General features: G+C 39.5%; 21 protein-coding genes and 1 pseudogene. 5 read left to right on the top strand and 17 right to left on the bottom strand.

The window, feature by feature from the left end; translation table 11 throughout:
* The first annotated feature begins 26 nt into the window (after positions 1-26).
* The 5 genes and pseudogenes from ABIC84_RS17045 to cysN form a co-directional block, all read left to right on the top strand.
* Complete coding sequence (locus ABIC84_RS17045) at positions 27-686, top strand: IS1096 element passenger TnpR family protein (RefSeq protein ID WP_426585189.1); 660 nt, start codon at positions 27-29, stop codon at positions 684-686.
* Positions 687-791: 105 nt separating this feature from the next.
* Positions 792-1880: a mannose-1-phosphate guanylyltransferase gene (locus ABIC84_RS17040; RefSeq protein WP_426585187.1), complete on the top strand. Its 1089-nt coding sequence runs from the start codon at positions 792-794 to the stop codon at positions 1878-1880.
* A gap of 36 nt (positions 1881-1916) precedes the next feature.
* Positions 1917-2840 carry a tRNA (adenosine(37)-N6)-dimethylallyltransferase MiaA gene (gene miaA / locus ABIC84_RS17035; RefSeq protein ID WP_429264319.1) on the top strand — a complete coding sequence of 308 codons (924 nt, stop codon included), beginning with the start codon at positions 1917-1919 and terminating at the stop codon, positions 2838-2840.
* A gap of 168 nt (positions 2841-3008) precedes the next feature.
* A complete protein-coding gene (gene cysD, locus ABIC84_RS17030; RefSeq protein WP_426585183.1) occupies positions 3009-3914 on the top strand; it encodes a sulfate adenylyltransferase subunit CysD in 906 nt (301 codons plus the stop codon).
* A 51-nt stretch (positions 3915-3965) separates the two neighbouring features.
* Positions 3966-5213: pseudogene (gene cysN / locus ABIC84_RS17025) on the top strand (sulfate adenylyltransferase subunit CysN); the annotation flags it as partial.
* 114 nt (positions 5214-5327) lie between these two features.
* Here the strand turns inward: cysN and fcl are convergent.
* The 17 genes from fcl to ABIC84_RS16940 all read right to left on the bottom strand — a co-directional run bounded on the left by fcl (position 5328) and on the right by ABIC84_RS16940 (position 22021).
* Complete coding sequence (gene fcl, locus ABIC84_RS17020; RefSeq protein ID WP_429264318.1) at positions 5328-6272, bottom strand: GDP-L-fucose synthase; 945 nt, start codon at positions 6270-6272, stop codon at positions 5328-5330.
* A 5-nt stretch (positions 6273-6277) separates the two neighbouring features.
* Positions 6278-7393, bottom strand: a complete 1116-nt coding sequence (gmd, locus tag ABIC84_RS17015) for a GDP-mannose 4,6-dehydratase (protein ID WP_429264317.1) — start codon at positions 7391-7393, stop codon at positions 6278-6280.
* Positions 7394-7455: 62 nt separating this feature from the next.
* Positions 7456-8319, bottom strand: coding sequence for a glucose-1-phosphate thymidylyltransferase RfbA (gene rfbA, locus ABIC84_RS17010; protein ID WP_426585177.1), 864 nt, complete (start codon positions 8317-8319; stop codon positions 7456-7458).
* Positions 8320-8330: 11 nt separating this feature from the next.
* Positions 8331-9194: a dTDP-4-dehydrorhamnose reductase gene (gene rfbD / locus ABIC84_RS17005; protein WP_429264316.1), complete on the bottom strand. Its 864-nt coding sequence runs from the start codon at positions 9192-9194 to the stop codon at positions 8331-8333.
* A gap of 40 nt (positions 9195-9234) precedes the next feature.
* The gene (rfbC, locus tag ABIC84_RS17000) at positions 9235-9789 is read right to left on the bottom strand and encodes a dTDP-4-dehydrorhamnose 3,5-epimerase (RefSeq protein ID WP_426585173.1); all 555 of its coding nucleotides are present in this window, start codon (positions 9787-9789) and stop codon (positions 9235-9237) included.
* A gap of 26 nt (positions 9790-9815) precedes the next feature.
* The gene (rfbB, locus tag ABIC84_RS16995) at positions 9816-10874 is read right to left on the bottom strand and encodes a dTDP-glucose 4,6-dehydratase (protein WP_426585171.1); all 1059 of its coding nucleotides are present in this window, start codon (positions 10872-10874) and stop codon (positions 9816-9818) included.
* 17 nt (positions 10875-10891) lie between these two features.
* On the bottom strand, positions 10892-11740 hold the full coding sequence (locus ABIC84_RS16990) for a polysaccharide lyase (protein ID WP_426585169.1): 849 nt from the start codon (positions 11738-11740) through the stop codon (positions 10892-10894).
* 52 nt (positions 11741-11792) lie between these two features.
* A complete protein-coding gene (locus tag ABIC84_RS16985) occupies positions 11793-12986 on the bottom strand; it encodes a glycosyltransferase family 4 protein (protein ID WP_426585167.1) in 1194 nt (397 codons plus the stop codon).
* 9 nt (positions 12987-12995) lie between these two features.
* A complete protein-coding gene (locus ABIC84_RS16980; protein ID WP_429264315.1) occupies positions 12996-14306 on the bottom strand; it encodes a nucleotide sugar dehydrogenase in 1311 nt (436 codons plus the stop codon).
* 3 nt (positions 14307-14309) lie between these two features.
* Entirely contained in the window at positions 14310-16253 is a 1944-nt protein-coding gene (locus tag ABIC84_RS16975; protein WP_429264314.1) for an alginate lyase family protein, read from the bottom strand.
* Complete coding sequence (locus tag ABIC84_RS16970) at positions 16250-17323, bottom strand: glycosyltransferase family 4 protein (RefSeq protein WP_429264313.1); 1074 nt, start codon at positions 17321-17323, stop codon at positions 16250-16252. The genes ABIC84_RS16975 and ABIC84_RS16970 overlap by 4 nt, the downstream gene beginning before the upstream one ends.
* A gap of 13 nt (positions 17324-17336) precedes the next feature.
* A complete protein-coding gene (locus ABIC84_RS16965; protein WP_426585159.1) occupies positions 17337-17828 on the bottom strand; it encodes a serine O-acetyltransferase in 492 nt (163 codons plus the stop codon).
* Positions 17829-17971: 143 nt separating this feature from the next.
* The gene (locus ABIC84_RS16960; protein WP_429264312.1) at positions 17972-18457 is read right to left on the bottom strand and encodes a serine O-acetyltransferase; all 486 of its coding nucleotides are present in this window, start codon (positions 18455-18457) and stop codon (positions 17972-17974) included.
* Between the two features lie 10 nt (positions 18458-18467).
* Positions 18468-18791 (bottom strand): serine O-acetyltransferase, encoded by a 324-nt coding sequence (locus ABIC84_RS16955; RefSeq protein WP_429264311.1) that lies wholly within the window; start codon positions 18789-18791, stop codon positions 18468-18470.
* 258 nt (positions 18792-19049) lie between these two features.
* Positions 19050-20165 carry a glycosyltransferase family 4 protein gene (locus tag ABIC84_RS16950; RefSeq protein ID WP_426585153.1) on the bottom strand — a complete coding sequence of 372 codons (1116 nt, stop codon included), beginning with the start codon at positions 20163-20165 and terminating at the stop codon, positions 19050-19052.
* 52 nt (positions 20166-20217) lie between these two features.
* Positions 20218-21198 carry a glycosyltransferase family 2 protein gene (locus ABIC84_RS16945; RefSeq protein WP_426585151.1) on the bottom strand — a complete coding sequence of 327 codons (981 nt, stop codon included), beginning with the start codon at positions 21196-21198 and terminating at the stop codon, positions 20218-20220.
* The gene (locus ABIC84_RS16940; RefSeq protein WP_429264310.1) at positions 21131-22021 is read right to left on the bottom strand and encodes a hypothetical protein; all 891 of its coding nucleotides are present in this window, start codon (positions 22019-22021) and stop codon (positions 21131-21133) included. The genes ABIC84_RS16945 and ABIC84_RS16940 overlap by 68 nt, the downstream gene beginning before the upstream one ends.
* Between the last annotated feature and the right edge of the window lie 176 nt (positions 22022-22197).

The raw sequence follows: 22197 nt of genomic DNA, 5'->3' as shown, positions 1-22197 counted from the left end.
TTTTTGTCCAAAATCTACAATAAGCAATGGCAGTATACAGGTTCAGGGTTACTTTTGAAGACTACGATGACGTTATGAGAGAAATTGATGTAAAATCAAATCAAACTTTCGAAGACCTTCACCGCGCAATTCATCAGTCAACCGGGTATAATCCGGAATTTTCTTCATCATTTTATATTAGCAATGACCAATGGACCAAGGGTGAAGAAATAACTTACCTGCCTAACCAAAGGCGTATTGACCGTGGTGTATCATTAATGAATAAAGTAAAGCTGTTGAGTTTTATTGATGATCCGCACCAAAAATTTTACTATACATTTAATTTCGATCGTCCGTTTGATTTTCATGTTGAACTGATGAAGATCATTTTAGATGAAACACCAGGTACTACCTACCCTGCCGTTGTAAAATCAGTTGGCGAGGCCCCAAAACAATTTGGCAACTCATTTAATGCTACCGTTTTACCGCCTGTTACCGAAGATTTCGACTTTTTGAACGAAATGGCCTTTAACCCGGAGGATGCCGAAGATTTTTCGGAAGTTACAGATACCGATGATCTGCCGGAAGAAAAACACAGCGGTGGTGAAGAAGAAGAGGAGGAAGATGAATTCGGCAATGAATTTAGCGATGATGAAGGCTTTGATGATGATGAAAAGCCTGGCCGCGGCGGTAGCGATGATTATTAAATCACAAAAAACGAGTATATAATTTATATACTCGTTTTTTATGTTAGGTCACCTCACTTGTTTTGTTACTTTAACCAGCTCATAATAATTTACCCCCATTTATCAATGAATAACAAAAATTACTATGCCATAATTATGGCCGGAGGAATTGGAAGCCGCTTTTGGCCGATAAGCCGTACATCGCACCCCAAACAGTTTATAGATATACTCGGTACCGGTAAAACCTTAATACAAAACACCTACGAACGTTTCCTGAAAGTTTGCCCCAAAGAAAATATTTACGTTGTTACTAACGAAAACTACACCAAACTGGTAAAACAACAATTGCCCGATATGGAGGATCAGCAGATCCTTACCGAACCGGTAATGCGTAATACGGCACCTTGTGTTGCCTATGGCTGTTTTAAAATTGAAAGCCTTAACCCCGATGCCGCTATTGTTGTAGCCCCTTCTGATCAGCAGATCCTGGATGAAGATGCTTTTGTTGCCGCTATCGAAAAATCATTGCAGACCGCCGCTTCAAATGACTACCTGATAACCCTGGGCATTAAACCATCAAGGCCAGATACCGGTTACGGATATATCCAATACACTGATAACGTTATCAATGATGAGTTTCATAAGGTAAAAACCTTTACCGAAAAACCAACTCTTGAAATAGCTAAAACCTTTATTCAAAGCGGCGACTTTTTATGGAATGCAGGCATCTTTGTTTGGTCGGCCAAAACTATTGTTAAGGCCTTTAATCAGTATCTGCCCGAAATGCATGAGATCTTTGCTGAGGCAAGGCCGGTTTATAACTCGGATAATGAAAAGCCGCATGTACATAACATTTACCAGCAATGCGTTAATATCTCGATAGATTACGGCATTATGGAAAAAGCAGATAATGTGTATGTACTACCTTCGGATTTTGGGTGGAGCGATCTGGGTACCTGGGCATCAATATATGACCTTGCCGAAAAGGATTATGTAGGTAATGCCGTTATCCCCGCCGAAAAAGTGATCATGTATGACTCTTCAAACTGCATGGTAAACGTGCCGGGCGAAAAACTGGTAATATTGCAGGGCCTGCATGATTATATCGTGGTAGAATCAAACAACTCCCTGCTCATTTGCCCCCGCGACCAGGAACAGAACATCAAACAGGTTGTGGCCGATGTAAAGAATAAGTTCGGGACGAAGTATATTTAGTTACCGACATTTTTGATATGAGTAAAGCGTAGGCTTATGAACATGACGCAGGGTAATAAAACCCTCATTGTAGTTGCCGGCCCCACGGCAGTAGGGAAAACAGTTGCAGCCATTAAGTTAGCGCAACAGTTCAATACTGTAGTGGTTTCTGCCGATTCGAGGCAATTTTTCAGGGAGATGAGTATTGGCACTGCCAAACCCGATGAAAGCGAGTTGGTTGCGGCCAAACACTACTTTATCAATTCGCACTCCATATCCGAAAGTTTTTCTGTTGGCGATTTTGAAAAGCAGGGGCTTGCGCTTTTAGATGAACTATTTAAAGTACATGATAAGGTGATCCTGGCGGGAGGATCAGGTTTGTACATTAAAGCTATTTGTGAAGGCTTTGATGACTTGCCCGTAGCCGATATTTCAGTACGTGAAAAACTAAACCGGCAACTGGAAAACGAAGGAATTACAACATTACAAAAACACCTACAACAGGTCGATCCGGATTATTATACCCAGGTCGACCTTAATAATCCTCAGCGTATCATCAGGGCGTTGGAAGTTTTTGAAACATCAGGCAAACCGTTTTCATCTTACCGCAACGCTACTGTAAATAAAAGACCTTTTAATATTATCAAACTGGCACTTGATATGCCCCGCGAAAAATTGTATGAACGTATAAACCTGCGCGTCGATCTGATGGCTAAACAAGGCCTGATTCAAGAAGTAAAAAACCTCCTTCCCTACCGTCAACTTAATGCTTTAAATACAGTGGGCTATTCTGAGCTGTTTGATTACTTTGATGGCAAGACCGGCCTTGATGAAGCCCTTCTGCTTATAAAACAAAATACCAGGCGTTTCGCCAAAAGGCAGCTTACCTGGTTCAGAAAAGATAAAGATTTTGTTTGGTTTGATGCCGGTGCTCCCGATGTTATTCACCAAATGATCAAAACGATTGAAACAACTGCATAAAGGTATTATTATAAATAGCTGCCCCCCGAAAAACACACAAAATTAATCCAAATCTTCATTGCTAAATTCCAAATAGATAGCGTTTAAATTATCACAAATGCGTATAATTGCAGTTTAAATGCCAAACTCTACTATTTAGGTGGGGTTAGCAGTGTTTTTATTGGTAACATGCATAAATATTATCTTACTCATCTGCAGGAATTAGAATCAGAGGCCATTTACATTATCAGGGAAGTGGTTGCACAATTTGATCGTCCTGCCATCCTGTTTTCGGGCGGGAAAGACTCTATTGTTGTAACACACCTGGCAAAAAAGGCATTCTGGCCCGCTAAAATCCCAATGCCCCTAATCCATATTGATACTGGTCATAACTTTCCTGAAACTATGGAGTTTAGGGATAAGCTGGTTGAAAGCCTTGGCGTACAACTTATTGTAGGCTCGGTTCAGGAATCAATTAACAAAGGCCGTGCAGTTGAGGAAAGTGGTATCAACGCCAGCCGCAACGAGTTGCAGATAGTAACCCTGCTTGATACCATCGAAAGCAATAAGATAGATGCTGCTATCGGCGGCGCACGCCGTGACGAAGAGAAGGCCCGTGCTAAAGAACGGTTCTTCAGTCACCGCGATGAGTTTGGCCAGTGGGATCCTAAAAACCAACGCCCCGAGCTTTGGAATATCTTTAACGGCCGCAAGCGCATGGGCGAACACTTCCGTGTGTTCCCGATCAGCAACTGGACCGAAATGGATATCTGGAACTACATTCTGCAGGAAAACATAGCTATACCTTCATTATACTTTGCACACCAGCGTAATGCAGTTTACCGCGATAATACCTGGCTGCCTGCTTCGGAGTTCTTACAGCTTAGGGAGGGTGAAACTATCGAAAATAAGCTCATGCGTTTCCGTACCCTGGGCGATATCACCATCACCGGCGGTATCGAATCAGACGCTGATACCCTGGAGAAGATAGTTGCTGAAGTATCAGCAACCCGCAGCACCGAACGGGGCAACCGAAGCGACGATAAACGCTCGGATACTTCAATGGAAGACAGGAAAAAGCAAGGTTATTTTTAAATTTGATTCAATGAGCCTTCAGGCAGCCAAGCCCGGAGCAAAAAACATACCACCACAATGGAATTATTACGTTTTACTACAGCAGGTAGTGTTGACGATGGTAAAAGTACCCTTATAGGGCGCTTACTATACGATTCGAAATCCATCTTTGAAGACCAGATGGAGGCTGTAAAACAATCGAGCGAGCGAAAAGGACTTCAGCATGTTGATCTATCATTATTAACTGATGGTTTACGTTCGGAGCGTGAGCAGGGCATTACCATTGACGTGGCCTACCGCTATTTTGCCACGCCTAAACGCAAATTTATTATTGCCGACACTCCCGGCCATATCCAGTATACCCGCAACATGGTTACTGGCGCTTCGACCGCCAACCTTGCCCTGGTGCTTATTGATGCACGCAAAGGCGTGGTAGAGCAAACGTGCCGTCACTCGTTCATCGCATCGCTGTTAAAAATCCCTCACATTATTGTTTGTGTAAACAAAATGGACCTGGTTGATTACAGCGAAGAAGCGTTTAATAAAGTAGTTGAGCAATACGAAGCATTTGCAGCTAAAATTGATGTTACTGATATCCGTTTTGTACCGATCAGTGCTTTAGCCGGTGACAATGTGGTTAACGACTCGGAAAATATGCCATGGTACAAGGGCGAAAGCTTGCTGCATACACTGGAAACTATTCATATTGCAAGCGATGAAAACCATTCTGACGCCCGCTTCCCGGTGCAAACAGTGATCCGTCCGCATGCGGATGAATATCATGATTACCGTGGTTATGCCGGCCGGATAGCTGGCGGTATTTTCAGGCCCGGCGATAAGATCACCGTATTGCCGTCAGGGTTAACATCAGCCATAAAATCTATTGACACTTATTCGGGTGCGGTTGAGGAAGCTTTTGCACCAATGTCGGTTTCCATTACTTTGGAGGATGATATTGATGTAAGCCGCGGCGATATGATTGTAAAAGATGACAGCGAACCGCAGGTGAGCCAGGACCTTGACGCCATGATTTGCTGGATGGCAACCCGCAGCCCGCGCCCAGGTGCTAAATATCACCTCAAAACCACCACCCGCGAGGTAATGTCGATCATTAAAGAAGTTTATTATAAACTGGATATCAATACGCTTGAAAAGCAGGAAGAAAATACTGATATTAAGATGAACGAAATGGTGAAGATCCGCTTACGCACTACTCAACCCGTAGTGTTTGACGAGTATCGCAAAAACCGTATTACCGGTTCATTGATCCTGGTTGATGAATCAACTAATGAAACGGTAGCAGCAGGGACATTCTTATAGCCCTTAACTTTACCGAGGAGACGGTTAGCAAACCAGTTTTTCAAATCATAAAATAAGAGGCCGGATTTTAGAAAATCCGGCCTCTTATTTTACATAAATCGCAATACCGCTCAATTATCTTTGTGCAACCTGTTGGCCATTGACTAAAAAGTCATTATAAGCAATCGCAATACCTTGCTCTAATGTAGTATGGTATTTCCAGCCCGCATTGTTCAATTTGGTAACATCCATCAATTTACGAGGCGTTCCATCAGGCTTAGAGGTATCAAAATTAATTTCCCCCTCATAACCAATTATTTTCTTGATAAGCAAAGCCAGATCTTTTATAGAGATATCTTCGCCCGTACCTACATTGACCAGACCCGGCTCATTATAGTTTTGCATCAGGTAATAACAGGCTTCGGCCAGATCATCAGCAAATAAAAACTCACGCATCGGCACACCGGTACCCCATATGGTAACAGCAGGTGCCCGCTGCACTTTTGCTTCATGGAAACGACGGATCAACGCGGGCAAAACATGCGAATTCTGAAGATGATAATTATCATTGTAGCCATACAAATTGGTTGGCATAACAGATATATAATTGCAGCCATACTGGGTACGATATGCATCGCACATTTTTATACCGGCTATTTTTGCAATGGCATAGGGTTCATTTGTTTCTTCAAGCGGACCTGTTAACAGATAATCTTCCTTCAGCGGCTGCGGAGCCATCTTAGGATAAATACAGCTTGACCCCAAAAACATCAGTTTTTTTACGCCATTCAGATATGCATTGTGAATAATATTATTCTGAATTTGCAGGTTATCATACAAAAATTCAGCACGGTATGTATTATTGGCCACAATCCCTCCCACCTTAGCGGCCGCAAGAAAAACATACTCCGGTTTCTCCAACACAAAAAAATCAGCTACCTGTTGCTGGTTGCGCAAATCAAGCGCTGGCGATGTACGGGTAATAATGTTGGTAAATCCCTCTTTTTCCAGCTTGCGAAAAATTGCTGAACCAACCATGCCCCGATGGCCGGCTATATATATTTTTGCATCTTTTTCCATCGATATTACTCAAATTGCTTTCTAATGCTGTAACCCGAATCTTCCAGCAGCTTTTCACGTTTGAACAGATCGACATCGGCAGCAACCATTTCTTTCACTAATCCCTGCAAGTCATACTTTGGTTCCCAACCTAATTTTGTTTTTGATTTGGTGGGGTCGCCTATCAAGAGATCAACTTCGGTGGGACGGAAATACTTTTCATCAACTGCAACTATTTCTTTCCCAATCTGAACGTTGAAATCTGGATCATTACAGTTAACCACGTACCCTTTTTCATCAGCACCTTCACCTTTAAATTCAACTTCAATACCTACCTCTTTAAAAGCAAGACGTACAAACTCACGTACACGTGTGGTTATACCAGTAGCTATTACATAATCTTCGGCAACTTCCTGCTGCAGTATAAGATACATAGCTTCAACGTAATCTTTGGCATGGCCCCAATCGCGTTGAGCATCAAGGTTACCAAGATATAACTTATCCTGTAGCCCCATAGCGATCTTAGCAACTGCACGGGTAATTTTACGGGTAACAAATGTTTCGCCCCGTAAAGGGCTTTCGTGATTAAATAATATACCGTTGCAGGCATAAATACCGTAAGCTTCGCGATAATTTACCGTGATCCAATACGCGTATAATTTAGCAACTGCATAAGGTGAGCGCGGGTAAAACGGCGTAGTTTCCGATTGCGGAACAGCCTGCACCAAACCATATAATTCCGACGTTGAGGCCTGATATATTTTAGTCTTTTTTTGGAGCCCCAGGATGCGTATAGCTTCTAATAAACGCAGGGTGCCAATGCCATCGGCATTAGCTGTATACTCAGGTGTATCAAAACTTACTTTAACATGTGACATTGCTCCAAGGTTATAGATCTCATCGGGCTGCACCTGCTGAATTATACGGATCAGGTTAGTGCTATCACTAAGATCTCCATAATGCAATATCAAATTTTTATTAACATCATGAGGATCCTGGTACAGATGATCAATCCTATCGGTATTAAATAGGGAGCTACGCCGCTTAATACCATGAACTATATAATTTTTGGAAAGTAATAATTCAGTCAGGTATGCGCCATCCTGCCCGGTAATGCCTGTAATTAAAGCAATTTTTACCATTCAATCATATTTATTGGGCTTCTAATTTACAACGATATTAACGTTTATAATATTAACAGTTTTTATTGTTGCGCAATACCCTGAATATATTTACCATAGCCGCTTTTAATATATTTTGTGGCAATAGCCTGAAGTTCATCATAAGTTATATATCCCATCCGGTAAGCAATTTCCTCAATACAGCCGATTTTGGTAGCCTGTCTTTTTTCAATTACCCTGACAAATTCTGTGGCGTCACTTAACGAATCAAATGTGCCAGTATCAAGCCATGCTGTGCCCCTGTCCATTACGCCCACAAAAAGTTGCTGTTTTTCAAGGTATACTTTATTTACATCGGTAATTTCATATTCGCCCCTTGGCGAAGGCGGAATATTTTTGGCTATTTCAACAACCTGGTTATCGTAAAAATATAAACCGGGAACAGCATAATTGGACTTTGGTTTAAGCGGTTTTTCTTCGATAGAAAGTGCTTTAAAATCTTTATCAAACTCCACCACACCATAACGTTCCGGATCAGCTACCGGATAGGCAAAAATAGCTGCTCCGTTTACATCGTTAAAGCTTTGAATAAGGGTGCTGAAACCGGATCCATAAAAGATATTATCCCCAAGCACCAGGGCTACTTTATCACTCCCAATAAAATCGGCGCCTATTACAAAGGCCTGTGCAAGTCCGTTAGGCACTTCCTGCACTGCAAACTCAAAACGGCACCCGAGTTCACTCCCATTGCCCAGCAAGCGTTTAAAACCAGGCTGGTCTTCGGGGGTTGTTATAATCAATATTTCATTGATCCCAGCCAACATCAATACCGACAGAGGGTAGTAGATCATTGGCTTATCATAAATAGGCATCAACTGCTTACTGATCGCCTTTGTTATGGGATAAAGACGGGTTCCGGAGCCGCCTGCCAGGATAATTCCTTTCATAGTCAATTTTTTTATTGTGCCGATTGTAATGCGTTAATACAAACTATAAGGCTGTCCCGCCAGTAGGGTATTTGTAAACCAAAGGTATTCCTGATCTTAGCTTTATCCATTACCGAATATGCGGGCCTTGTTGCCTTTGTAGGATATTCACTTGTACGGATAGGGTATACCTTAACCTGTGTTCCAGATATATCAAAAATTCCTTTAGCAAAATCATACCATGAAGTTACCCCTTCATTGCTGTAATGATAAATGCCATAATTTTCCGAGCCTGAGATTATAATATCAAGTATGGCACCGGCAAGATCAATGGCATAAGTTGGTGTGCCAACCTGATCGGCAATGATCTTTAATTCGTCCCTGTCGGCGCCAAGCTTTAGCATCGTTTTCACAAAGTTATTAGCAAACTCAGAGTATAGCCAACTGGTGCGGATAATAAAATGCTGCGGCAAAATAGCTGCTACATCTTGTTCTCCCTCAAGCTTGGTAAGCCCGTAAACACTTATAGGTTCAGCAATATCATCCTCACTGAGCGGGTTTGGGTTATTACCCTCAAAAACAAAATCGGTTGAAATCTGCACCAACGCAGCACCATAAGCCTTACATTGAACCGCCAGGTTAGCAGCTCCGGTTTTATTGATTTTACGGGCGAGTTCTACCTCGTCTTCGGCCTTGTCAACCGCTGTATAGGCAGCACAATTGATGACATAAGCCGGCTTATATTGTTCAAAAACTTTAGCCAGCAAGTCAGTATTCAGAATATCGGCCTCTGATTCGGGAGGGAAAGAAATGGAGGTTACACCCTTTAACAACGCAACTTTTTTTAAACACTGACCAAGTTGCCCGGACGCGCCGAATACTAAAATATTTTCCATATTAAGATTGACAGGTATTTTTCAAAAACAAAAATAAACTTTAAAAGCCAAGATCACCTGCATCTTTTAAAAATGGCAGTTGCAGGTCCTTTTCTGATACCAGGAGCTCAGCTGCCGGCATGCCCCAGTTTATATTCAGGTCAGGATCGGCAAAGTGCAAACCTCCTTCGGCTGCTTTATTATAGTAATTATCACATTTGTATTGAAAAATGGCAACATCGCTCAATACAATAAACCCATGTGCAAAGCCACGCGGTATAAAAAATTGTTGGTGGTTTTCTTCAGAAAGCAATACTGCGTGATATTGACCATAGGTAGCCGACTTTTGCCTTAAGTCAACAGCAACGTCTAACACCTCACCTTTGGTTACCCTCACCAACTTTGCCTGCGAGTGCTCTCCTTTTTGAAGGTGCAACCCTCTGAATACGCCTCTTGTTGAAAAAGATTGATTGTCCTGAACGAAATTCACCTCATATCCAACAGCGTTATTAAAAGTTTGTGTATTATATGATTCAAAAAAATACCCCCTGTCATCGTTAAAAATGCGTGGAGTAATAATTATACATCCGTCTAGTGGTGTGGGTGTTATGGTCATAAATATCTTATACCTGTTTAACTGAATTAATTGCTTGCGTACTGATTATCATAATAGCTGGCATATGCTCCACTTGTTACATTATCCAGCCATTTTTTGTTTGCCAAAAACCAATCAATGGTTTCAGAAAGTCCCTGTTCAAAAGTCACAGACGGTTTCCAGCCAAGTTCGCGGTTAATTTTTCCGGCATCGATGGCGTACCTCCGATCATGGCCCGGGCGGTCTTTTACAAAAGTAATCAGTTGTTTACTTGTTCCGGCTTCACGTCCAAGCTTTTCATCCATTTGCTCACAAAGCAAGTGTACAAGATCAATGTTTTTCCACTCGTTAAAACCGCCAATGTTATAGGTACCTCCTACTGTTCCTTCATGAAATATCAAGTCGATAGCAATAGCATGATCTTTAACAAACAGCCAGTCACGTGTGTACTTTCCGTCGCCATAAACAGGCAATGATTTATTATTGATAATGTTGTTGATCATCAGCGGTATTAGTTTTTCGGGAAAGTGATATGGCCCATAGTTGTTTGAGCAGTTGGAAACTACTACTTTAATGCCATAAGTATCATGATATGCACGTACAAAATGATCGGATGACGCTTTGCTTGCGCTATACGGTGAATGAGGATCATAGCGGGTTTCTTCGGTAAAAAAGCCTTCACTACCTAAAGCACCATAAACCTCATCGGTAGATACGTGGTAAAACAGGTGCGCACCGTAATTATCCTTCCACTTATTTTTTGCTACTTCAAGTAAATTTACCGTGCCGATAACATTGGTATAAACAAAATCCATCGGGCTTAAAATTGATCTGTCGACATGCGACTCAGCAGCCAGGTGAACCACGTCTGTAATCCCAAACTTATCAAAAACATTACTCATAGCATCTCTATCAGTAATATCTGCTTTTTCAAACTTATAATTGGGGGCGTTCTCTATGTCTTCCAGGTTTTCCAGATTTCCGGCATAAGTTAGCGCGTCAAGATTAACAATTGTATATTCGGGATATTTCGTAACAAACCGGCGAACTACATGTGAACCAATGAAACCGGCACCACCGGTAATAAGGATTATTTTTTTTGACATAGTTTAAATTTTTTTTTTTAATTAACCTCGGCACTGTCATTACCGGGTTTCACTTTATCATATGAGCCGTTACTTCCGGCCACGGTTATAGCATCTAAGTAAATAACACGCTTTGTTGCCACTGTAGGCAATTCTGCCCAGCCTGGTTTGTAAATGCCCAATTTAAGGTAAGGTCCTTTTTCATTGACCTGATTGATCCACTTATACATGGTTGAGCCATGATAATCAACCAAAACCTTACCATTTCGCCAAATTTTAACCGAGCCGTTTTCGTAATCAAAATTAACCTTGATTACCCAATCGCTCCATTCACCTTTAGGGACTGAAAATCTTGCAAGGTAGTTTGATTTTCCATATGCTGACGGGACATCTCCGGTTCGTAAAACTACACGTAAGCTATCGCCTTCAACGTAAGCCGCAAGTGGCGGGCTTCCACCTCCGGGGCCATTTACGGCACCATGAAACTGCCAAATAACGTCCTGATTCCCCTTCAAATCATTTTCCCAATCGTTTGGAATATATTCACTAAAACCAACCCACCAGTCGCGCCCCATTGTAAATTCTTTGAACCTTGTGTTCATTATTTCAGTCCGCCGGTTACTTTGTCTGCTCCAATCAGCCTTCGCAAGGCTTAATTTTAATGAGCGCCCGCCCCTAAACCTGCTTTGCTCAGATGTTACTTCAACTGAATTACCGGCAGACTGCAAACCCCAGTTTGATATTTTAGGACGTCCGCCCATCAAACTCCGGTTAAAACTTGTTTTATTTACTGTTTTTGAACCTACCGAATCCTGCGGCGGTATAAAAGCCAATAGTGTGCCTCCCAAAATAAGCCCGGCTAAAGCTTTAATCAACGTCTTTTTCATGTTTACTAAATTTGTTATTACAGCAATAAATCAAAATTCAGTATAATGGTGACTATTTTCCTGCAAATACCTTCTTATAAAAATCGATAAGCTTTTTACTTTCAAATTCCCAAGAAAGCTCATTCACTACACGATTATATCCAAATTCAGACATGCGGGCCCTCTCTGCAGGATTATCAAGTAACCAGCATATTTTATTTGCAAAATCATCAGGATCTTTTTCATCAGCATACAACGATGCCTCCTGTGCCGAAAAACGTCCCTCTTTTAAATCATACTGAACTATTGGTTTTTTTAACGCCATATACTCCATAATCTTATTCATAGTTGAAAGATTATTCATTTCAGTGGGTTTATCGGGGTTAACGCAAACGTCGGCTGTATTTAAAACATCAACTAAAGTTGCGTCATCAACACGGCCATAAAAATCAACGTAATCCTCAAGACCAAGTTTTTGGGTTAATACTTTCAAGTTTTCAACCTCGGTACCACCGCCAACTATAGCAAACTGAACATCCTGCCGTTTTGCTATAATTTTTTGTGCCGAATAAAGCAACAAGTCAATACCTTCCTGCTCGCCAATAACTCCCACATAACCTATTAAAAATGTTCTTCCTTTTTTATAGACTACATTGCCCGCAGTAAGTTTAAGCCTGTCAAGCTTTGGGCCGCTCCTGATTACGGTAACCTTGTCGGCAGGCATACCGCCACGCTCAATTGCTATTTTTTTATAGCTTTCATTTGTTGCGATACTGAAATTAGCCGCTTTAAAAGTTAATTTTTCGGCGAGGAGCAAGAAGTTATAAAAAAAACCTTTCTTATTATACTTAGCTATATAAAGTTCAGGGTTGATATCGTGATGATCAAATACGTATTTTACACCAAAAATCTTAAAAAAAATGGCGACCAAAAATATCAGATCGGGAGGGTTACAGCCTTGTATTACATGAAAACGTTTCTTGAAGTATATTTTCCAGCTTAGTACAAACTCCCAAAACAAGGCTGCACTGTATTCTAAAAGATACCCTAAGGCACCGTCAGCTTCAAGCGGCAGATAATGCCGGTAAATATGGATTCCGTTAAGACATTCATATTTTTCGGTGTATCCCTTCATTTTTGGGCATATCACTGACACCTCTGCCCCCTGCTCTTTAAAAGTGTTGGCCTCCTGCCATACACGCCTGTCAAAAGGAAGAGGTAAATTTTCTACAACAATAAGTATATGTTTGCCTTTCAGATCCTGCATATAATTTAATTACCAGTTAATTCCTCTATAGTTGTTATTGGAGATGATTTTAGGGCTATTAATTTTAACCATATCGATAATGGTTTTGCCAGATACATTTTCGAGCTTTTCAACAAACTCAAGTTCCTTATTGCTTATAATTATCAGATCACTTTCCTGAACAAGCTTATCCAGATCACTAACCATAAGGCGTGATAAGTGAGGAATACGGCTGTCTATATAATCTTTGTTTTTGCCCGTAAGTTTAGCAATGTGAACATTTTTATCATAGATTTGAATATCAAACCCGCGGCCTAAAAGGTTCTCCACAATTTCAACAGAAGGACTGTTACGGAGATCGTCTGTACCTGCTTTGAAGCTCAGGCCTAAAACTGCAATTTTTTTACCGAAATATTTATTAAGCATACTTAGTGCGCGCTGCTTTTGGTATTCGTTGGTTTTATCGATGCTATCAATCACCGGCACTGATACGTAAAGATCATGAGCAAGTGTTTGCAAACCTTTCAAATCCTTAGGCAAACATGAACCGCCATAGGCAAAACCCGGCTTAAAATAGTAAGGAGATATATTCAACTGTTTATCTTTGCAAAAGATATCCATTACTTTATGTGAATCGATATCAAGTGCACTACAAACGTTACCAATCTCATTTGCAAAAGAGATTTTGAGCGCATGATAGGTATTGTTAACATACTTCATGATCTCTGCGACTTTCACATCTGTAACAATAACTTCGGCAGGTAACTGATCATACAAACTCACCATCAACTTGGTAGCTTGTTCACTATTACTTCCAATTAGTGTAAGCGGCGGGTTATAGTAATCATCAACAGCAGTACCCTCTCTCAAAAATTCGGGATTGTCAACTACTGCAAAATCGATGTTGTTTTTTTTGCCCGTCCTTTCTTCAATAATACGCGAAAACTTCTCGCATGTACCCGGAAAAACAGTTGAGCGTATTGCAATAACGTGAAATTCGTTTTTACTCTTTAACACGTCACCTATATTTTCGGCAACTTTAAAAATATAATCAAGGTTAAGGTGCCCTTTTTCAGATGAGGGGGTACCAACTGCTACTATTGAAATTGTTGTATTTAAAATAGCCTGAGCCACATCCTGTGTGGCGCTTATGCGACCAGCTTTATGCTGTTCGGCAATAATTTCATCTATATCATTTTCAACAATTGTTGCTATGCCACTATTGATCTGTGATACTTTACTTTCGCTCACATCAACACCAACAACGGTGTGACCATTCTTTGCCAAACAACCGAGGCTTACGCAGCCTACATATCCAAGTCCGAAAATACTAATATTCATAAGCTATAGAATTTTTATAATGGTGTTAAATGTCATTGAACTGTTCAATGATAAATTTCCTATTAAAACAGATGATGGCTGTTTTATCATAAATGACGGTGAATACCATGCAAGGGGGTCATCGGCCTGCGCGGTAATAACCTCCCATTTAAAAGCCGGGTCAACTGTTAATGACGCGATGTTTTCGTTTGATTCCTTTTTTGAAATTGCAACTTCATTACTGTTTGCCAAAGCCGATACAAGGGGATGCAAATGGAAAGGCATTTTCAAATCAACAGAAATCCCTTGCTTCAGCGCTATCTCATCAGTAATATAAAAAACCTTATCACTGCTGTTATATTTAACAGTTCGCCTGTGCCTCACCCCCATTTTATTATACCCGTCATGACTTGCCTGTACCTGAGCTTCTGTACCGTTTATAGCAGCATCTTCGACGATACATTTAAAATGGTTTAACCACATGGTAGGACCCGCCAGTTGAGCCTGATCTTTGTTATTTACTGTTATTGTATTGTGAGCAAGAGTACTGACAAAGTATTTACGCCAGGCCGGGTGGGTATGATATGTAAATGTTCCGGGATCAACCAAAACCGGCAATCCATCGATAGTTAAAGTAAACGATAACGCATCGGCATGGCCGTGTGCTGCTATGGATAAAAAACCAAGTGACGCTGCATCCATATGCGCATAAACCTCTTTATTGGCAGCCGTATAATCTTTGAAATAAAAATGCCCTTCTTCCTTGTAAAATTTACTGACAGGTTTATATCCAGAGACAGGTAACTTATCCCATACTGATTTTCCGTTAATATAGGCAGTAAGCAATGCGGTTTTTATATCCCATTCAGCGTCTTCTCTTTTAAATGAGCTGTTATTGAATAAAATTGCCGCTGTACTTAAAATCGAAATAAAATTATTACTGTGCGTATTACCGTCGGGCAGTATCAAGCGACCGTCATCTTCATCGCCATATTTGGGGAAAGCACCCTTGATATCTAAAAACTCATTTATGTAATTAACAATATTAATGAGCATGGTTTTATAGGCAGGGCTAAAGCCTTTTCCATATTGTTCAGCAGTTACGTAGCTTAATAAAAAGAAGTCGGTAATAAACTGAATATATTCTGCAGCTTCTTCCTTATTGATACCATTTGGCGAATGCTGCAAAGCGATTTCTTTCTCCAGTCCTTTACGTGCATAATTATTCCAATAGGCCGACTCTTTGAATTTCCATAAACTGGTTGCTAAAAATAAACCGGCATATTCAGATATCAAGTGGTTATTAGCCGAGGAATAAAAAGACGGGTTATGATATGAATAATAACAATGTTTGTAAATAAGTGGTACCCAAATATCACCTTTGAAGCGGGTGTAACTTTCATCATTTAAAAATGTTTCATCATCGGCAAGTAATAACCAGCACCAATACCAGTTCATGAGCCGGATATTAACTTCAATATTACTGTACCAGTTTACTCCTTTAAGATACGGGTTTTGCTTGTCCCACTCTGTCATGATACTCACAAAGCGGTTGAGTAAAGTAACATCCCTGGTATGTTTATAATCCAAAAGCAACGGCAACAGAAATTGCAGCCTGTTAACTTCCCAAACAACCTTTGCACTTCCGTAAGCATCAGAACGCATATTAATTTTCTTCGAAAAACTCATTGGAAATGACTTTCCAGACGACACATCGAGGTGAAAATCCAGGGGATCACTGATATTGACGGAATATGCAAAAAACTTAAAATCGTTTTTTGAGGAAACTGCCGGAAGGTTGGCAAATTTAATAGCCGGCGGTAATTCAACAGTTAAAAGTTTCCCTTCGGGGACTTTGGGCAGCAGCTGTTCTCTTTTTATTAATAACTGCTGTTTTATCCGATAACCCCACTCTGGTAGTGATATAGTGCGGGCCCTGTTAATAAACCACAATAATTTGCTTTTCATACTATACTGCTATACAAATTATTAAGTTCAACAATCAATTTATCGGGCATATAATCTTTTACTATTTCAAGTGAAGCTTTTTTCATGTCAGCGAACTGCAGATCATTTAGCTCCTGTATTTCATTGATAGCTTGCTCAAGCGCAGGAAGATCTCCCGGTGTTACAAGGAAACCGTTAACCCGGTTTGTTACCACTTCAGGAATTCCGCCCACATTTGAAGCTATTACCGGCATTCCGTAGCTAAGGGCTTCGAGAATAGAGATAGGTAACCCTTCATTATATGAAGGCAGCAGCAATACATCAGAAGATGACAACGCTTTATGCTTTATCGTTCCATCAACCCAGCCAATGTATTTTACGATATCTCCAAGCTCATTATCTGCTATTATTTTTTTCAACCTGTCAATGTCACCATCGCCGCCAATGTGTATCTCAAATTTGCCCCTCCATGCCTCTTTATTATCGTTTACCACATTAAGCACATCAAATATGCCCTTACGATCGCCAATTCTGCCTAAAAATAAGAAACGTGTTTTGCCACCCGCCCTGGTTGGCTGCAGTATTGAGAGATCAGGATACGGGATCACATTTTTTATGGTAATCAGGTTTTCGGGGGCAAAAGTTTCATTGTAATAATCATACCACTTTGGCGATAGCGCAACTACAACATCGGCTGCCTTAATTGATTTATTACACAGCCATTTATAAACCCCATTTCCCTTTTTGTAGTAAACATCAAATGAGCTGGCATGCAAATGGTAAATAACCCTTTTTGAAAAGATCTTTTTTGCCAGGAAAATAATTATTGATTTTCGATAAACACTGGCTCCATGCGAGCCATGAATATGCACCACCTTTATAGCTTTATCTTTGCCTAAAACAGATGATATACTAAACAATGAGCCAACAAATACCAATGCTTTTCTTAGCGGATTAACTGCTTTAAAAGATGGAACAAATTTAAAGTTGCCCAGATAGCTTGCATAAACGTCAAGTACTGCACCTATCCCTCCCCTGTGATTTTTGTGGTCGGGGCCAATGTATAATATGTTTTCGAAGTTGTTGTTCAAGACAGGCAGTTTGTTATTTTATTAAAAAATCAATATATCCCTCTTTAAACGATTCGTTTTTCATAATATCGTAATCAAGGGTAGTTACATCGCCAAGTATTTTAGCCGGAATGCCACCTACAATTGCATCTTTTGGAACACTTTTGGTGACCACCGCATTGGGTGCAATAATTACATTGTCTTCAATAATCACAGGGCCGGATATTACCGCCCCAGGCCCAATAAATACTTTATTGCCAATTTTAGGCGCGTTTTTATAGGGGCTTTTACCCACAATTTTAACACCGGCGCCAATACTGCAGGCTTCACCTATAATCGCTTTGCCATTAATTAAAACACCAATACCTCCATATACACAAAAAGTACCTTTACCTATTGGTGTTTTGTGCGAAATTTTTGAGTTGTATATAAGGAAAATAAAAAGTGTAATTAAACTTGGGAGAAGAGGGATTTTATGCGAATAAAGATAGTAAGCGATTCGTTGAAAAAATATGGCGTTAGGCATCGGGGGTAAAGACTTTTAAAAACAGATTTTCAATAGATAGTATTGCTAAATTACATTTTTTTTATTGATATCAATAAATTATTTTGATAAATGCAATTTTAATGAATTTAAAGTTTAATTTTTATAAAGCTTCCATTAATTAATTAAGCATTTAAATATTTGATCACTTTTGCCGGGTTACCTGCAACAACCGCAAAAGCAGGCACATCTTTCACAACCACCGAGCCTGCTGCAACTATAGCATGATCACCTACTGTAATTTCACCAATTATTACCGCGTTAGCGCCAATCTGTACATTATTCCCTATAACTGGTGAGCCTCCATTTACTTTGGCATTACCTATAGTGGTATTATGCCTGGCTATTACATTATCACCAATTACAACAGCTCCATTAATTACAAGCCCTTGCCCATGGTAAACATTAAAACCGGAGCCTATTTTGGTAAAATCAAATACATCTATCCCCATAATCCACTGAATAATAATGCGGTATAGCAACCTTACCGGAAGACCAATGATTTTTAATGGCAGATTGCGGGTAAAAAAAGCACTGGTGCGAAAAAACAGTAAAAAGAATATTCCTTTCGAGTTACCATTCAGCAATTTTATCTCTTTAAAAACATTCATTATAATTTAATTAATCAGTGGGAATATCTCTTTTTATTATCCTTGCCGGAACACCTACCGCTGTGCTGTTGTCAGGTACATCCTTTACAACCACGGCATTTGCTCCAACATCTACATTATTACCAATTTTTATTTTACCGATCACCTTTGCACCGGCAAAAACACGCACATTATTACCGATGACAGGGTCTCCGCCATGTGCAGATCCTACGGTTACCTGTTGCAGTACCCAAAAGTTTTCGCCAATTGATTCGGCCGATATTATGCATGAAAAACCATGAGCTATAAACAACCCTTTACCTATTTTTTTTGTATTTATGTAAAGGGTATTCATTTGAGGGCACAAAAATTTTATTACACGGCTGGCATTGCCCATACGATAATAAAAAAGATTCCTGAACTCGGGTTTATATATCAGGAAATGTAAAAACGCGCTTATGTCCGAATGTTTTTCTTTGTGGTATAATTCCTTCCACCTTAAAAGGTCGCCGGCAAATAAAGGGTCGGCTTTAAGTTTAAACAGAAGTATATGAAATATTAACCTTGACGAGTTTATAGCAAAGAAAATATTTTTAACAACCCTTTTCATATGTTAAATATTGACTGATTTAAACATGTTTTTATATTTTTCAACTATAACATCAAGCGAATAATTATCATTTACATATTTGCGTTGCGCTTCCATTAGCCTACCATAGTTTTCGGCATGAGTATTAATCGCATTGGTCATTACACGTTCCAGATCCTTTACATTTTCAGGCTCAAATAAATAACCAGAAACACCGTCTTTCATCTCATCGGCAAAGCTGCCTATTCTTGAAGCAATTACAGGAGTATTATAGTTAAATGCAATTTTCAGCGGACCACTTTGCGTAACCACTTTATAAGGTAAAACAAGGTAGTGGTACCGGGCAAACATATCCGAAATTTCGTCGTTTTTAATAAATCTGATATCGCACGTAAATATTTCAGGATAGCGTATCTTTTGTTGATAAAAATCCCAGTCTGGACAAGAGCCCGCAATAACTATCCTAAAGCCACGCACGCCCGCTTCGTATATATTGCAGGCAGCTTCAATTAACAAATCGATGTTTTTACCGGGCTTTACGGTACCGAAATTAAAAAAAACTACTTCGTCTTTAACCAAACGCTTATCTGTATCACCAAAACTTTTTAAGGCCAAATTAATGGTATAAACCTGTGTTTGGGGGTACAGTGCTTTAAACAATTTTGACTGTGCTTCGGAAAAAAGCTGAACATATTTAAACCTTGAGTACGCAAACTTGTAACTGGCTTTGAAAATACTCTTAAATGAAAAGCCGCTATGTACTGATCCCTGGTGTGCCGTAAAAATTGTTTTGGCCTTATCAAGCAATAAAACCGCAGCAATTGCAAAATAAGGTATAGCGGGATGATCAATGTACATAATATCGGCCTTCTCCCGGTTCATTCCTTTTAGCAGTTTATAAAAAAGAGCAAGGTTACGCGGGTTTCTTACACGATATTTATAATAAGTATAATGGATATGCAAATTTTCAATACCTTCCAGATACTTAAGATCAGCCACCGAAAAGCGGCTGTTTTGTTTCAGGAATATAACTGTCCAATGTATTTCGTATTCGCCGCTCAGGGCAAGCTGATGAATTACATTTAAATCACAATCAATAAAATAATCGGGTGTTAACCAACTGATACGTGTCTTTTTCATATGATAGAGTTATAGGGGTATTTTTCACCCGTTCATTAAGGCAATCGCATTTTTATTGTGCCGATGAAAACTTTTCTTTTACCTTTTTCTTTTTTAGGTGCTCAAATACAGCAAACAAAAGCTCATTTAACGTAAACTGGTATTTTTTACGAAGTTTATACCATTTATACGCCGAACTTAAAATGTTTTTATTTAGTGAAAATGCTATAGTGTTAATCTTCTTTTTTTGCAGGTACTTTTTTAACCCTTTTGAAATATTATCATAAACTAAAGCATCTTGTTCTGATGCAGGCTTTTTAGCCAGGAAGTTATTAAACCAGGTACTAAGCTGCATAACCGCTTCCATTTTCATTTCATTATTGCCTGTACTTGATATGGTTAAGCTGTTAACCCTGTAATTAAACACAGGTTTATTTGTATGAGCAATGCCTTTTTCACCACTTGCAATATAAGCCGATACATCATCCGAAAACCAAGCCAATGGGAGGTAAAAAAACCCCCCGCGTTTTTTCAAAGCATCTGTGCGATATAAAAAATCGGATATGTATTGCACCCTGAAACTGTTTATACGGTGCCAGATATTTTCATAAACTGATTCATACTCGGGCCATGAAGGAGTAAGCATCACAGGTTTTGAGTTTTCGTTTATTAAACGGGTACGACAGTGATAAACATCCAGCTCCGGATATTTTTGAATTAGCTTATCAAACTCCTCTAAATAATCAGGCTCCATACTGTCATCATCGCCCATCAACACAAAAAACTCCCCTTCTGCTTCATTCAGGCATTTATTCCAGTTGTTTACTACGTTTAACGCACCTGTATTAGTTTCGTTAACAAAGTATTTTATCCTTTCGTCATCAAATTGTTTAACAATGTCCCCAAGTGGTTCAGGAGAGCAATCGTTAATTATTATTAACTCAAAATCGGCATAGGTTTGGTTCAGTATGCTGGAAATGCATTCCTTAAGAAACTTGCTCTTGAACGCTGGTATCCCAATGCTGAACCGACTTTTGTGCGAGTTTTTTTTCATAAGATTTATCAACAAAATACAGCAGAAAGCAATAAAAAGGTATTGATCTGCCATTTGAATAAGATGTTACCAATACCAATATGATTATTGAATAATAAAAAAACAATCGGAGATATTTGTCTTCTTCGAGGTAATACCTCTTTCTTAAACCCTTGATGTTAAAGGCGATAACATTTAAAATGTAGAAGATTCCAAATTCATTAAAAGAGCCGATAATACCGATATCACTCAAATAAAATCCAAGACTTGTAGCGGTATTTTTTAACTCCAAGCCATAGCTTGAAATGCTGTGGGCGCGTCCGTTACCGAGAAATACGGCTGTCCAGTGAGGCCAGTATTCAAACATAAAATATTGTGCACATAAAATCCTTACATCACCATCTTTGTCATTAAACTGGTCACTTGTAAGCTCAATAAATTTGCTGAACAGCACATCCCGGTAAAAAATAAGAAATGTAGCTACAATGGCGATAAATATAATTGCAAGCACTTTTGTTTTACCGCTCTGCATAAATGCAGTCATGATAATAACCAAAATAAGGGCAATAGCAAACTGACGCGTACCAAAATAATAGAACCCGATTAATACGAACAATACATACAGCAGGTATTTGAATATTTTGGTTCTTAAAAATTTGTCAAAGAAATAAATAGCCACAAATTCACCAAAATCATATCTTGATAGCTGAAACCTGTAAATACCGGCTCTTAATATTGACTTACCTGTTTCTTCATCATCAGTTCTGGTAAAAAAGTAATAAACAGGATAGGTAAACTGTTGAACTATAGTAAGTGTAGCCCAAACAATACCTACAAAAGTCATCAGCCCTATTAATTTTTTAACCGGCACATTATAAATATGGAGTAAAAAATAAAAAAGCCAATAAAAGTTTGTTCGCAATATTAACAGGGAAAGATAAAATGGCTGATCGTGATATACAAACGCACCAAACATACTTATGACCGGGATAAGCATGAATAAAACTACATTATCCTTAA

Origin of the sequence: Mucilaginibacter sp. 3215, from assembly GCF_050433785.1 — a bacterium.
In the GTDB taxonomy this organism is placed as follows: domain Bacteria; phylum Bacteroidota; class Bacteroidia; order Sphingobacteriales; family Sphingobacteriaceae; genus Mucilaginibacter.
Note: the sequence above shows the minus strand (reverse complement) of the source record. Positions and strands in the feature narration are given on the sequence as shown.